Here is a 14,371-nt window from a genome sequence, read left to right on the forward strand (position 1 = left end):
TCCCCTGTCAAAACCCCGGGGGGGGGTGTGGTCCCGCGGTTGGGCCGGGCCCAACCCCCCGGGCGCCCGGCGTTGTTTGGGGGGGGTTGGGGGGGGGGCCGGGGGGGGGGGGGGGCCCCCCCCCCCCCCGCGGCGGCGATGCCGTGGACTGCCTCATGGAGGAGTCGCTCGAAGGAGAGTTCGTGCCCACACGCGGACGACGACTCTCCGATCAGTGATTCGGGCGCGGCCAGGTCCGGCAGCTCGGGGTGGTGCCTTTGAATGTCGGCCCACGCGGCTGCCAGCTCTGCGGCGAGAACTGGTGGTGTCGTGCTCACGTCGTGACAACGAGCCGGAGTGCCTCTGTGTTCCTATTCCGGGGCATCCCAAATATTTTGCACGTACCCGTCAGTTTGCGTTGTTCTGCACCTCATCCGTGGCGCACCCCCAGGGATGGGTCCGGGTGCGCTGATCTGCGGATATGTAGGGAGAAGAGGTGCACGGGCGGAGCGTCGCCCCGCTGGGCGCCGTACCTGGGACGGTCCGGTACGACCGACGCGTTTCGGCCGATCGGCGTATGGCACCGGCACGTGCCACGGGGCGGTGCTCGGCGTCGCGTACGTCGGGATCGCCACGATGTAGTAGAGGCGGGCCACGACGGCGGGGTTCCCCCGACAGGCCCTCGGCCGCGGGGATGCGGGCCCGGCCGCCCACGACGGCGGCCTCCACGGCTTCCACGGCGTCCGCGACGCTGGTGGCGTCCGCGGTGCGGGAGAGGCGGCGCTCGCGGGCCTGGGTGAGCAGGAGCGCCTGGTCACGGGCCAGGATATCCGGCACCACCGCCGCGGGCGCGTTCCCCGTCACGGGTTTCTTGCCGCCGGGGCCGCGAGGCACGCGGACCCGGGTGCGGCTGTCGACGTGCCGGGGTCCGCTCGCCCTACGCAGCGGGACGCCCCGTTCGACCGCGAGGACGTGCTCCGTGGAGTCGGCGCGCCCCTGCCGGCGGATGCGGGCGGTGTCGTACCCGTACGGTCGGCCGGCCGGCCACGGCGGGGCGCACCGGCTCGCTGTCGTCCAACTCCGCCTCGGCCATGAGGTCTTGGTGCCAGCGCGCCCGTGCCATGCCGGGCATGGTACGACGGGGTGCCCGGGTGCCGGGAACTCGATCGGGCGCCCGTAGCAACGGAGTTGACGGTGCGTCGGGAAATGCGTCGCGGTGCGGGTGGCGGGGGCGGCTCCGGGCCGCCCCCTGCCGTGGGTGGATCAGCCCATGAACTTCTTGAACTCGTCGGGCAGTTCGAAGTTCTGCGCCGGCTGGTCGGGCAGTCCGAAGGCCGCGCCCTGCTCACGGCGGGTGGCGGCCTCCTCCTCCTGCTGCTTGCGCTTCATCGGGTTGCCCGACCGCTGCTTGCCCTTGGCGATCTTCTGCTTCTTCTTCTGGCGACCGGGGCCGCCGCCCATGCCCGGGATGCCGGGCATGCCGGGCATCCCGCCGCCCTGGGCCATCCGGGACATCATCTTGCGGGCCTCGAAGAACCGCTCCACCAGGTTCTTGACCGCGCTGACCTCGACGCCGGAGCCCCGGGCGACCCGGGCCCGACGCGATCCGTTGATGATCGTCGGGTCCTGCCGCTCCGCGGGCGTCATCGACTTGATGATCGCCGCGGTGCGGTCCACGTCCCGCTCGTCCAGGTTGTTGATCTGGTCCTTGATCTGCCCCATGCCCGGCAGCATGCCGAGCAGCTTGCTGATGGAGCCCATCTTGCGGACCTGTTCCATCTGGGCGAGGAAGTCGTCGAGCGTGAAGTCCTTGCCCTTGCTGGAGGCGAGCTTGGAGGCCATCTCCTCGGCCTCCTGCTTCGAGAAGGTCTGCTCGGCCTTCTCGATCAGGGTGAGGACGTCACCCATGCCCAGGATGCGCGAGGCCATCCGGTCCGGGTGGAACGCGTCGAAGTCGTCCAGCTTCTCGCCGTTGGACGCGAACATGATCTGACGGCCGGTCACGTGCGCGATCGACAGCGCGGCGCCACCGCGGGCGTCGCCGTCGAGCTTGGACAGCACCACGCCGTCGAAGCCGACGCCGTCGCGGAACGCCTCCGCGGTGTTGACGGCGTCCTGACCGATCATCGCGTCGACGACGAACAGCACCTCGTCCGGGGAGACCGCGTCCCGGATGTCGGCCGCCTGCTGCATCAGTTCCTGGTCGATGCCGAGGCGTCCGGCGGTGTCGACGATGACGATGTCGTACTGCTTGGAGCGCGCGTACTCGATGGAGTCCTTGGCGACCTGGACCGGGTCGCCCACCCCGTTGCCCGGCTGGGGGGCGTACACGCCGACCCCGGCCCGCTCGGCGACCACGCTGAGCTGGTTGACGGCGTTGGGGCGCTGGAGGTCGCACGCGACGAGCAGCGGCGAGTGGCCCTGGCCCTTGAGCCAGCGGCCGAGCTTGCCGGCGAGGGTGGTCTTGCCCGCGCCCTGGAGACCGGCGAGCATGATCACGGTCGGCGCGGTCTTCGCGAACCGCAGTCGGCGGGTCTCACCGCCGAGGATGCCGACCAGTTCCTCGTTGACGATCTTGATGACCTGCTGCGCGGGGTTGAGCGCCTGCGACACCTCGGCGCCGGTCGCCCGCTCCTTGACCTGCTTGATGAAGGCCCGGACGACGGGGAGCGCGACGTCCGCCTCAAGGAGGGCGATACGGATCTCCCGCGCGGTGGCGTCGATGTCCGCCTCGCTCAGGCGACCCTTGCCGCGGAGGTTCTTGAATGTCGCTGCGAGGCGATCCTGGAGAGTGTCGAACACGGCGGTCGCGAATCCTCGGGTCGAAGGGGGCGGACGGGTCGTCCCCCAGGGTAATCGGTCCCGCCAGCCGTAGGACCCTCCGCGACGGGTCCCGTACCGGTGTGGTGACGGGCCCGTGGTCCCGGCGCGGGGGTGCTCACCCCCGCAAGGCGGACTCCAGGTCCCGGGCGAGTGCGGCGGCCCGGTCGGCGGCCAGGGGCGCACCGGCCGGGTCGGTGACGTAGAAGGCGTCCACGGCATTGGCACCCAGGGTGCTCACGTGCGCGCTGCGGACCCGTACCCCTGCACGTTCCAGGGCCTGTCCGATGCGGTGCAGCAGTCCGGGGGCGTCCTGGGCGCGGACCTCGATGACGGTGGCCTGCCGGGAGGCGGAGCCGGCCACGGTGACCTGCGGCGGGGGCGGTTCGATGCCCCGGCGCCGGGGGTGCGCGGCGTCCCGCTCGGCGAGGCGCGCGGCGATGTCGAGGGAGCCGTCGAGGGCCCGGACCAGGTCGGCGCGGAGCCGGGCGGCCTGCGGCAGGGAGCCGTACTGGGCGGCCACCCGCCAGTCGAGGAGGAGCACCGCGCCGCCCTGGCCGTCGGCGGACGCGGCGCCGAGCCCGGCGGGGAGGGTCTGCTCGCGGAGTTCGGCGGCGCGCACGGTGAGCCGGTGGGTGGCGAGGACCCCGGCGACGGCGGGCAGCACCCCGGGCCGGTCGGGGACGGCGACGAGCAGTTCGACGCCGAGGGGTTCGGGGTGGTCGCCGTCGCCGGGACCGGGCGTGGGCGTCGGTCGGTGGGCCCGCAGGGCGAGGACCGGGCCACCGGTGCGGTGGGCCTCGACGGCGAGCCGTTCGTGATCGACGCACTCCCCCGAAGACCCCGACCCCGACCCCGACGCCGATGCCGATGCCGATGCCGACGGGACGGTCGGTGCGGCGGGGGGCGTGCCGGTGAGGCGGTCGGCGACCCTGCGGACCAGTTCGGCGACGAGGGTGCCGCGCCAGGTGGACCAGGCGGCCGGGCCGGTGGCCAGGGCGTCGGCCTCGGTGAGGGCGTGCAGCAGTTCCAGGGTGCCGGTGGTGCGGACGGCCCCGGCGACGGTCGCCACGGTGGCGGGGTCGTCCAGGTCGCGTCGGGTGGCGGTGTCCACGAGCAGCAGGTGGTGGCGGACCAGGGTGGCGAGGACCGCCGTGTCGGCCGGGTCGAAGCCGATGCGGGCGGCGGTGTCCCGGGCGATGGTGGCGCCGGTGACCGCGTGGTCGCCGGGCCAGCCCTTGCCGATGTCGTGCAGCAGGGCGGCGACCAACAGCAGGTCGGGGCGGGCGACCCGGCGGGTGAGGGCGGCGGCCCGGACGGCGGTCTCCACCAGGTGCCGGTCGACGGTCCAGGTGTGGACCGCGTTGCGCTGGGGGCGGCAGCGCACCCGTTCCCAGTCGGGCAGCAGCCGGCTGATCAGTCCCCCGGCCTCCAGCGCCTCCCACACCTGGACGGTGGGGTGACCGGCGCCGAGGAGGGTGACGAACTGTTCGCGGGCCTCGGCGGGCCAGGGCACGGGCAGCGGCCCGGTGGAGCGGGCGAGGTGGCGCACCGCGTGCGGGGAGAGCGGCAGTCCGGCCTGGGCGGCAGCGGCGGCGGCGCGCAGCGGGAGCACCGGGTCGCGTTCGGGGCGGGCGCTGCGGGCCAGGGACACCTCGCCGTCGTGTTCGACGACGCCTTCGGCGAGCGGGGTGCGGGGGGTGGGGTCGGTGCCGCGGCCCCGGCCGCCGAGGACGGCCCGCAGCCGGGGTCGGGCGGCGCGGGCGCGCAGCACCCGGCCGACCTCGCGCCAGGTGACCTCGGTGGCGTAGGCGAGGACGCGGCCGGCTTCGTAGACCTGGCGGAGCAGGGCGTCGGCGTCGAGGAGGCCGAGGGCGGCGGCGACCTGGTCCTGTTCCTGGAGGGCGAGGCGGTCGGTGGCGCGGCCGGTGGTGAGGTGGAGGGCGTCGCGGGTGTCGAGGAGGCGCCGGCGGGCGTCGGCGAGGCCGTGCCGGGGGGCGTCGGCGAGCCAGGAGGCGGCGACGGCGGCCAGGGCGGTGGCGTCGCGCAGTCCGCCGCGGGCCTCCTTGAGGTCGGGTTCGAGGAGGTGGGCGAGTTCGCCGTGGCGCGCGGCGCGTTCGGCGCACAGGTCGCGCAGTGCGGGCAGCCGCTTGGGGGCGTGGTTGCGCCAGTCGGCGAGGGCGGTGGCGCGCAGCGCGGCGGTGAGGGCCGGGTCGCCGGCGAGGTGTCGGGCGTCGAGGAGGCCGAGTTGGACCTTGAGGTCGTCGGTGGCGGCGCGGCGCGTTTCGGCGGGGGTGCGCACGGAGTGGTCGAGGGCGAGGCCGAGGTCCCAGACGGGGTACCAGAGCCGGTCGGCCAGGGCGGCGGTCCGGGCCCGGTCCCCGCCGTCGTGCAGGAGCAGCAGGTCGAGGTCGCTGCGCGGGGAGAGTTCGCCCCGCCCGTAGCCGCCGACGGCGACGAGGCTGACGCCCCGCGGTGCGTCGGCGGCTTGGAACAGGGCGGCGAGCCAGTCGTCGGTGAGGGCGGAGAGGGCGGCGCGGCGTTCGGGGCCGGTGCGGGAGCGCCCGTGCAGGAGGCGCACCCTGGCCGCCGCGTAGCCGCTGGGCGAAGGACCCTGCACGGGCCCGTCGGGCCCGTCGGGCCCGTCGGGTCCCTCGGGTTCCGGGGTGCTGCGGTGCTGGTCGACGGTGGTCACCCGGCGACTCCGTTCTCTCGTTCCCCCGTGGGTCATCGGTGCGGTCGGCGCCGGCTCAGAGGGCGTCCGGGCCGCGTTCGCCGGTTCTGACCCGGACCGTGGTGTCGACCGGGACGGACCAGACCTTGCCGTCGCCGATCTTGCCGGTGCGGGCGGCCTCGACGATGACGTCGATGAGCTGTTCGGCGTCGTCGTCCTCGGCCAGCACCTCGATGCGGATCTTGGGGACGAGGTCGACGGTGTACTCGGCGCCCCGGTAGACCTCGGTGTGGCCGCGCTGGCGGCCGTATCCGCTGGCTTCGGTGACGGTCAGCCCGTGGACGCCGAAGGCGTGGAGGGCTTCCTTGACCTCGTCGAGCCGGTGCGGCTTGACGACGGCGGTGATGAGCTTCATGCGTCCACCTTCTCGTGGGACTCGGCGGGTGCGGACTCGCGGACCAGGGCGGAGGTGCGGGTGGTGGTGCCGCCGCCGGCGCCGCTGAAGTCGTAGGCGGTCTCGGCGTGTTCGGTGCGGTCGATGCCGGACACCTCGACCTCTTCGCTGACCCGCATGCCGAGGGTCTTGTCGATGACCAGGGCGAGGAGCGCGGAGGCGACGAAGGAGTACAGCAGGACCCCGCCGACCCCGGCGAGCTGCTTGACGAGCTGGTCGGGTCCGCCGCCGTAGAAGAGGCCCTTGGCCTCGGACTGGCCGCCGCCGGTGGCGAAGAAGCCGACGAGGACGGAGCCGGCGATCCCGCCGACGAGGTGGACGCCGACGACGTCGAGCGAGTCGTCGTACCCGAAGCGGTACTTGAGGCCGACGGCCATGGCGCACAGCACGCCGGCGATCGCACCGATGGCGAGCGAACCGAGCGGGGAGCTGGAGCCGCCGGCCGGGGTGATGGCGACGAGTCCGGCGACGGCACCGGAGGCGGCACCGAGGGTGGTGCACGCGCCGTGCCGGAGCTTCTCGTAGCCGAGCCAGGCGAGCATGGCGGCGGCGGTGGCGACCTGGGTGTTGAGGAACATCAGCGCGCCGACGCCGTCGTCGTTGCCGAGCCAGGAGCCCGCGTTGAAGCCGAACCAGCCGAACCAGAGCAGTCCGGCGCCGAGCATGACCAGCGGCAGGGAGTGCGGGCGCATCGGGTCCTTCTTGAAGCCGACGCGCTTGCCGAGCACCAGGATCACGCCGAGCGCGGCGGCGCCCGCGTTGATGTGGACGGCGGTGCCGCCCGCGAAGTCGATGACGCCCAGTTCGAAGGCCCAGCCGCCGGTGCCCCACACCCAGTGGGCGACGGGGAAGTAGACGACGGTCGCCCACAGGGCCACGAACAGGGCCCAGGCGCTGAACTTGACCCGGTCGGCGAGGGCACCGCTGATCAGGGCGGGGGTGAGGACCGCGAACATCAGCTGGAAGACCGCGAAGACGTAGACGGGGACGGTGTAGCCGTCCCAGAGCTCGGTGAGTCCGATCCCGCTGAGGCCGACGTAGTCGGAGGACCAGCCGATCAGGCCGGCGCTGTCGGTGCCGAAGGCGAGGGAGAAGCCGTACAGCACCCACAGGACGGTGACGATGCCCAGACTGATGAAGCTCATCATCAGCATGTTGAGGGTGGACTTGACGCGGACCATGCCTCCGTAGAAGAAGGCGAGGGCCGGGGTCATCAGCATGACCAGTGCGGAGCAGATGAGCATGAATCCGGTGTTGGCGGCAGACAGCGCCGGGGCGTCTGCGGCGAACGTGATGCCTGGGGGCATCGGCGTCTCCTCGTCGTGGAACGGGCCCGAGCGGGTGGGGCCGGGGCTGAGGGTGGCGTGAGGGGTGGCCGGGGGCGCCGGGTGGCTCGGTCGCCCTCCTTGTGGGCCAGAGACTCGCGCGGCGCCGTTTCCACGGATGCCGCCGGTTGTTTCACGCCAGTGACGAAGAGACCGGGGGTGTTACGCACGGGTGAACACCCCGGGAACTCGGGGGGCCGCCCGGGGCGGGCCCGCGCGGGAGCGGGAGCCGTTCCTGGGGGCCGGGCGGAGGGGTCGCCGTCAGACCGCCTCGGCGCTCTCCGGCAGCTGTGCGGCCAGCCGCTCGGTCAGCTCGACGACGTCGTTGAGGTGGCCGTACTCCCGGGCGGCGTTGTCCACCGTCTTGCGGATGCGGGTGTTCACCCGCTCGGAACGGACCCGCTTGGCCACCGCCAGGGCTTCGTGGGCGAGCCGTGCGCTCTCCTCCGGCTCCTTCTGGAGGAGGTGGACGGTCGCCATGCCGATGAGGTTCAGCGCGTACGACCTCTGGTGGTCCTCGTCCTTCGCGAAGAGCTCGACGGCTTTGTTCATCACGGGCTCGGCGAGCGCCGCGTAGGTGGGGCTGCGTCCGGCGACGTAGGCCAGGTCGCGGAAGGAGTGCGCGTTCTCGCCGTTCAGCTCGGCCTCGGTGAAGAAGCCGATCCAGTCCGGCTCGGGCTCGTCGCACTCCAGGGCGTCCCCGAAGGTGTCCTCGGCCATCCGCACGGCCCGCTTCACCTTGCTGGGCTGGCCCATGTTGGCGTACGCGCGGGCCTCCATCGCATACAGCATCGCCTGGGTGCGGGCGCTGGCGCAGTCCCGACTGCCGTACTGGGCGAGGTGGATGAGTTCCAGGGCGTCGTCGGGGCGCCCCAGGTGGATCATCTGGCGGCTCATGCTGGACAGGACGTACGAACCCAGCGGTTTGTCCCCCGCTTCCTTCGCGGCGTGCAGCGCGAGCACGAAGTACTTCTGCGCGGTGGGCTGGAGCCCCACGTCGTAGCTCATCCAGCCGGCCAGTTCGGCGAGTTCGGCCGCGACCTTGAACAGTCGCTGACTGGTGGCGGCCGGCTGGGGTTCCTGGAGCAGGTCGGTGACCTCGTGGAGCTGTCCGACGACGGCCTTGCGCCGCAGTCCGCCGCCGCACTGGGCGTCCCACTGCCGGAACATCTGGGTGGTGGACTCCAGCAGGTCCAACTCGGGCTGGGAGAGGCGGTTCCCGCGGCGCAGGGCGGCGTCGTCGGGTTCGGGACGCGGCGCGCCGGGGGTGGGGACCAGCCAGCGTTGCATGGGTTCGATGAGCGCGGGGCCGGCGGCCAGTCCGAGGGAGGTGCCGAGGAAGCCGCGGCGGGCCAGCATCAGGTCGCTCCGGGAGAACTCGCCGATCAGGGCGACCGTTTGGGGCCCGGTCCAGGGCAGGTCCACCCCGGCGACCGAGGGCGCCCGGTGGGGGGCGCGCAGCCCGAGGTCCTCGACGGCGACCACGCAGCCGAAACGTTCGGAGAACAGCTCGGACAGGATGCGCGGAATCGGTTCGCGCGGATTCTCCCCGTCCAACCAGCGGCGGACCCGGGAGGTGTCGGTGGAGATGTGGTTGGCGCCCAACTGCCGGGCTCTGCGGTTCACCTGACGCGCCAACTCGCCCTTGGACCACCCGCTCCGGGTGAACCACGAGCCCAGCATCTCGTTCGGGCGCTTCTCAGCGTTCGAACCGCCCTCACCGTTGCCGCCCACCGGAACGCCCCCATCCGTCACGCCATTTGTCCACACTTCTGGTCAAGCCCTATCAGCATGCCGTGCGTCACAGTGCTTTGTCCGGCGCTTGTCACCCTTCGAACGGGGGACCGAGCCGCCGCTGGCCTGCCACGAAGGGGAATGGCCCGCGGGATCCGTGCACTGAAAGTAATCTGACGATCACGCATTCGGCGAGGCGGATCACGGAAACGCCACCATTCGCCACCCCTTCGAATGAACCCGACTGCCTTTCTGCGCGCTTGACTTGACGCAGATGCGGCGGCAAGGGCGGAGTGACGCACAGCGGAGCGCGGAATACCGCGCACGCCACGGGAAGTGCTTCCGAGCGCCGTCCGGATACCCGCGTTGACGGGGCATGACGCAAACGGACGGTCATCGCGCGCATCCATATCGTGACCGAAGCTCGCACCGTGACTTCGTAACCACCGGCGCGCGGAACCTGTTGGAGGAGGCATGGACTTCACGATCGGCGGCATCCGTGACATCCGGTCGGGTTCGCGTCGCCGCGGACGCACCGACGAGTGCACCGCTGCGGCGGAGTTCACCGGACTGTGGGGCTGGGACGTGGTGCCCGGCGCCCGGGCGACGGGCGGCTGCTGCTCCTGCGGGCGGACGGGCGCGGACGGCCGCGGGCGCTGCGGGGCCCGCGGCGCCCATCCGCTGGAGGGCGCCCCGGTCATCCCCGCGGGGTCCACCCTCGACGAGGTCGCCCGGGCCTGGGCGCGGTTCCCCGGGGCCACGGTGATGCTGCCGGTGGGCCGGTCCTTCGACGTGTTGGAGGTCGGCGCGACGGCGGGCCGTCGCGCCCTGGTCCGGCTGGAGCGGATGGGCCTGCCGCTGGGGCCGGTGACCCTGACGCCCGACCACCGCGCCCAGTTCCTCGTCGCACCCGGAGCAGCCGAGGGACTCCCCCGGCTGCTGTACCGGATGGGCTGGGACGGCGCCGCGCTCGACCTGCGCGCGCTGGGGCCCGGCGACCACGTCACCGCACCGCCGTCCGACCGCGGCGGGCTCGGCCCGGTGCGTTGGCTGCGGGCCCCCGGCCTCGACCCGGCCCGCCCGCCGCAGGCCCACCTGCTGCTCGGCACCCTCGCCTACGCGGCCCACCGCTCCGACCGCTGACCCCTCGGGCGCCCGACGTCGGGCCGCATGACGAGGGCCCGGCGGGACCGGGGGGTCGGTCGACCACCCCTGGATCCCGCCGGGCCCGATGACGCGGCGCACACCCGGCGCGGGCGCGGTGGACCGCACCCCGCCCGGGCTACTCCCCGATAAGCGCATCCACGAACGCCTCGGGCTCGAAGGGCGCGAGGTCGTCCGCGCCCTCGCCGAGGCCCACCAGCTTCACCGGGACGCCCAGCTCGCGCTGGACCGCGATCACGATGCCGCCCTTCGCGGTCCCGTCGAGCTTGGTGAGCACGATGCCGGTGACGTCCACGACCTCCGCGAACACCCGGGCCTGCACCAGCCCGTTCTGTCCGGTGGTCGCGTCGAGCACCAGCAGCACCTCGTCCAGCGGGGCCTGCTTCTCGACGACCCGCTTGACCTTGCCCAGCTCGTCCATGAGGCCGGTCTTGGTGTGCAGCCGCCCCGCGGTGTCGATGAGGACGACGTCGGCGCCCTCCTTGATGCCCTCCTTGACCGCGTCGAAGGCGATGGACGCCGGGTCCCCGCCCTCGGGGCCCCGCACGGTCCGGGCGCCCACCCGCTCGCCCCAGGTCTGGAGCTGGTCGGCGGCGGCGGCCCGGAAGGTGTCGGCGGCGCCGAGCACGACGTTCTTGCCGTCGGCGACGAGGACCCGCGCGAGCTTGCCGGTGGTGGTCGTCTTGCCGGTGCCGTTGACCCCGACGACCATCACGACACCGGGGGTGTCGAGCCCGGACTCGGCGTTCACCTTGCGGTCGAAGTCGGGCACGAGGAGCGTCAGCAGCTCCTCGCGGAGCAGCGCGCGCAGTTCCTCCGGGGTGCGGGTGCCGAGCACCTTGACGCGCTCGCGCAGCCGCTCGACGAGTTCCTGGGTGGGCTGCACGCCCACGTCGGCGGTGAGGAGGATGTCCTCGACCTCCTCCCAGGTGTCCTCGTCCAGGCGCTCCCGGGACAGCAGGGTGAGCAGGCCCTTGCCCAGTGCGTTCTGCGAACGGGAGAGGCGGGCCCGCAGCCGCACCAGCCGTCCCGCGGTCGGTTCCGGCACCTCGATCGGGGGCGCGGCGGGCGCCTCCTCGACCTCGGCCGGGGCGGTGGCCGGTGCCGGGGCGCCGGGGAGGTCGACCTCCTCGACGGTGCGGCGGGGCTCCTCCCGGGGCGGCTCGGCCTCCTCGCCGACATGGGGCTCGGCCGGAGGGGCGGTGAGGTCGGGCGCGGCGGGCGGCGGCGGGGGCAGCTGCCGCTTGCGGCGACTGCCGACCACCAGCGCGCCGGTGGTCCCGAGCAGCACCACGGCGATGACTACAGCAAGAATGACGATGTCCATAACGCACCCAGTATCGACCACCCCCGCCGGCCCGGACGAGAAGCAGGACCGAACGCCTCCGCGCCCCGCCGTCCGCGACGGTCGCGCGGTGCCCGCCCGGGAAACTCGGATGCCCCGTTCCGGGGGTGCGGGTTAGCGTCACCGGCATGACCTTGGAGTACCGCACGATTCCCGAGGCCGAGCTCGACCATGCCTTGGACCTGCACTACCTCGTCTTCCTGGAGAAGTCACCCGAGGACGAGACCCGTGCCAAGCACAAGGAGGTCCTCGCCCGCTCCGACCGCATCGGCGCCTACGAGGGCGAGGACCTCGTGGGGCTGTTGGCCGCCCACGACCTCGACCTGTCCGTGCCCGGCGGCTCGCTGCCCACCGCGGGGGTGACCTTCGTCTCGGTGGCACCGACCCACCGCCGCCGGGGCGTCCTCACCGGCATGGTCGACGAGCTGTGGCGGCGCTGCGCCGAGCAGCGCAAGCCGCTCGCGGCGCTGTGGGTGTCGGAGGCGACGATCTACGGCCGCTTCGGCTTCGACCCGGCGACCCACGCGTACACGGTGACCGTCGACGCCACCTACCCCCTGGACCTGCGGATCGAACCCGACGGGCGTCCGTTGCGACTGGTCCCGTTCGCCGGCGCGCCCGAGGTGATCGGCGCCCTGCACGAGACGGCCCGCGGGGAGCGGGCCGGGCGGGTGCGGCGCGACGACTGGTGGTGGCGCCACCTCGTCCTGCCGGAGACGTTCGAGGAGGACGAGGACATGTCGGAGCCCCGGGTGGTGACCCTGGGCGATCCGGGGGAGCCGCCCGCGGGGTACGTGGCGTACCGGACCAAGTCCGACGACGAGGGCCGCGGCACGCTGTACGTCATCGAACTGGAGGCCGAGTCGCCGCAGGTGGCCGCCGCCCTGTGGCGCTACCTGGTCTCGATCGACCTGGTCGACAAGGTACGGGCCTGGGGCCGGCCGCTGGACGATCCGCTGCTCCTCTTCGCGGCCGACCGCGACCAGGTCGACGTGACCCGGGAGTTCCCGGCGCTGTGGGTGCGGCTCGCCGACGTGCCGGCCGCGCTGGAGGGCCGGACCTGGTCGGCGCCGCTGGACCTGGTCCTGGAGGTGTCCGACCGGGGGGTGCCGGGCAACGCGGGCCGCTACCGGGTGACGGCGAAGCCGGACGGGGACGTCCACCGGGCCCGGGTGACCCGCACCGAGGAGGCCCCCGACCTGACGCTCGACGTGCGGGAGCTGGCCGCCTGCTACCTGGGCGGGACCTCGCCCGTCGACCTGGTGCGGGCGGGCCTGTTCACGGAGCACCGGGCGGGCGCGGCGGCCCTGTTCGGGCTGGCCGCCCGGACGGAGCTGCTGCCGCACACCGTGGACGAGTTCTGATCCCGGCCCCCCGCTGCCGGGAGCCGGCGGCGGGGGGGAACCCGGGGCAGCGGGAGGGTCAGCCCATCTCCTCCAGCGTCTTGCCCTTGGTCTCCTTCACGAACTTCAGGACGAAGGGGATCGAGAGCGTCGCGAAGCAGGCGTAGATGATGTACGTGGCCGACAGGTTCCAGTCCGCGAGGGACGGGAAGGTCGCGGTGATGAGCCAGTTGGCGATCCACTGGGCGGAGGCGGCGACGCCGAGGGCCGCCGCTCGGATGCGGTTGGGGAACATCTCGCCGAGGAAGACCCAGACGACCACGCCCCAGGACATCGCGAAGAAGAAGACGAACCAGTGGGCGGCCACCAGCGCCACCCAGCCCTGGGTCTCGGGCAGTTTCCCGTCCACCAGGTCGTAGCTGAAGGCCCACGCCTCCAGGGCGAGCCCGATGGCCATGCCCACCGAGCCGATCAGCGCGAGCGGCCGGCGGCCGACCCGGTCCACGAAGATCATCGCGATGACCGTGCCGATGATGTTGATGATCGACGTGGTGAACGAGTAGAAGAACGAGTCCGTCGGGTCGACGCCGACCGACTGCCACAGCGTGGACGAGTAGTAGAACGCCACGTTGATGCCGACGAGTTGCTGGAACGCGGAGAGGCCGATGCCGACCCAGACGATCGGCAGGAACCAGAACCGTCCGCCGAGCAGGTCCTTGAACGTCGGCTTGTGCTCCCGGTGCACCTTCTCCTGGATCTCCGCCAGCCGGGCGTCGAGGTGGGCCTCGTCGCCCTCGACCTCGCGCAGCACCTCGCGGGCCCGGTCGTTCTTGCCGACCGAGATGAGGTAGCGCGGCGATTCGGGGATGGCGAAGGACAGCAGCCCGTACAGGGCGGCCGGGATGACCATCACGCCGAGCATCACCTGCCAGGCCTCCACGCCCAGCAGTCGGCCGCGCTGATCGCCGTCGGCGGCCTGGAGGATGCCCCAGTTGACCAGTTGGGAGGTGGCGATGCCGATGACGATCGCGGCCTGTTGGAACGAGCCCAGCCGCCCCCGGTACGCGGGCGGGGACACCTCCGCGATGTACGCGGGGCCGATCACCGACGCCATGCCGATGGCGAAGCCGCCGATGATCCGCCAGAACGCCAGGTCGTAGAGGGCGAACGGCAGCGCCGAACCGACGGCGCTGACCATGAAGAGGACCGCCGCGATCTGCATGCAGCGGATGCGTCCGATCCGGTCGGCGATCCGGCCCGCGGTGGCCGCGCCGATCGCGCAGCCGATCAGGGCGATGGCGATGACCTGGGCGAGCGCCACCGAGCCGATGTCGTAGCGGTCCCTGATCGCCTCGACGGCCCCGTTGATGACGGAGCTGTCGTACCCGAACAGGAAGCCGCCCATCGCCGCCGACGCCGCGATGAAGATGACGTGCCCGAGGTGTTCGGGGTGTTCCTCGCGGGCGCCGGACGGGGTCGCTGCACTGGTCACGCATCACTCCTCGGGCCTCGGGGGGGGCTGATGGGCCCTTC

At 72.9% G+C, this 14,371-nt stretch carries 9 protein-coding genes and 1 pseudogene; 2 read left to right on the forward strand and 8 right to left on the reverse strand.

Annotation, left to right across the window (positions count from 1 at the left end; all coding sequences use genetic code 11):
* Window positions 1-122: 122 nt before the first annotated feature.
* The 6 genes and pseudogenes from ACFYOU_RS32240 to ACFYOU_RS32265 all read right to left on the reverse strand — a co-directional run.
* A pseudogene (locus ACFYOU_RS32240) lies at window positions 123-317 on the reverse strand (hypothetical protein); the annotation flags it as partial.
* A gap of 925 nt (window positions 318-1,242) precedes the next feature.
* The gene (gene ffh / locus ACFYOU_RS32245) at window positions 1,243-2,781 is read right to left on the reverse strand and encodes a signal recognition particle protein (protein ID WP_389766616.1); all 1,539 of its coding nucleotides are present in this window, start codon (window positions 2,779-2,781) and stop codon (window positions 1,243-1,245) included.
* A 136-nt stretch (window positions 2,782-2,917) separates the two neighbouring features.
* Window positions 2,918-5,494, reverse strand: coding sequence for a [protein-PII] uridylyltransferase (locus tag ACFYOU_RS32250; protein ID WP_391310717.1), 2,577 nt, complete (start codon window positions 5,492-5,494; stop codon window positions 2,918-2,920).
* 55 nt (window positions 5,495-5,549) lie between these two features.
* Complete coding sequence (locus ACFYOU_RS32255) at window positions 5,550-5,888, reverse strand: P-II family nitrogen regulator (protein WP_385491519.1); 339 nt, start codon at window positions 5,886-5,888, stop codon at window positions 5,550-5,552.
* Window positions 5,885-7,234: an ammonium transporter gene (locus ACFYOU_RS32260; protein WP_391310720.1), complete on the reverse strand. Its 1,350-nt coding sequence runs from the start codon at window positions 7,232-7,234 to the stop codon at window positions 5,885-5,887. Before ACFYOU_RS32260 ends, ACFYOU_RS32255 begins: the two co-directional genes overlap by 4 nt.
* A gap of 279 nt (window positions 7,235-7,513) precedes the next feature.
* Entirely contained in the window at window positions 7,514-8,986 is a 1,473-nt protein-coding gene (locus ACFYOU_RS32265) for a hypothetical protein (RefSeq protein WP_385491791.1), read from the reverse strand.
* Window positions 8,987-9,460: 474 nt separating this feature from the next.
* On the opposite strand from ACFYOU_RS32265, the gene ACFYOU_RS32270 reads away from it, so the two are divergent.
* Window positions 9,461-10,129: a bifunctional DNA primase/polymerase gene (locus tag ACFYOU_RS32270; RefSeq protein WP_391310722.1), complete on the forward strand. Its 669-nt coding sequence runs from the start codon at window positions 9,461-9,463 to the stop codon at window positions 10,127-10,129.
* A 139-nt stretch (window positions 10,130-10,268) separates the two neighbouring features.
* On the opposite strand, the gene ftsY is transcribed toward ACFYOU_RS32270, so the two are convergent.
* Entirely contained in the window at window positions 10,269-11,477 is a 1,209-nt protein-coding gene (gene ftsY / locus ACFYOU_RS32275) for a signal recognition particle-docking protein FtsY (RefSeq protein WP_389766625.1), read from the reverse strand.
* Between the two features lie 146 nt (window positions 11,478-11,623).
* Between ftsY and ACFYOU_RS32280 the strand changes: the two genes are divergently transcribed.
* A complete protein-coding gene (locus ACFYOU_RS32280) occupies window positions 11,624-12,859 on the forward strand; it encodes a GNAT family N-acetyltransferase (RefSeq protein ID WP_391310724.1) in 1,236 nt (411 codons plus the stop codon).
* Between the two features lie 58 nt (window positions 12,860-12,917).
* Here ACFYOU_RS32280 and ACFYOU_RS32285 read toward each other — a convergent pair whose 3' ends face one another.
* Window positions 12,918-14,330 carry a sugar porter family MFS transporter gene (locus tag ACFYOU_RS32285; protein ID WP_389766629.1) on the reverse strand — a complete coding sequence of 471 codons (1,413 nt, stop codon included), beginning with the start codon at window positions 14,328-14,330 and terminating at the stop codon, window positions 12,918-12,920.
* Window positions 14,331-14,371: the final 41 nt, after the last annotated feature.

It is taken from the genome of Streptomyces sp. NPDC005955 (assembly GCF_042871255.1).
Classification (GTDB): Bacteria; Actinomycetota; Actinomycetes; order Streptomycetales; family Streptomycetaceae; genus Streptomyces.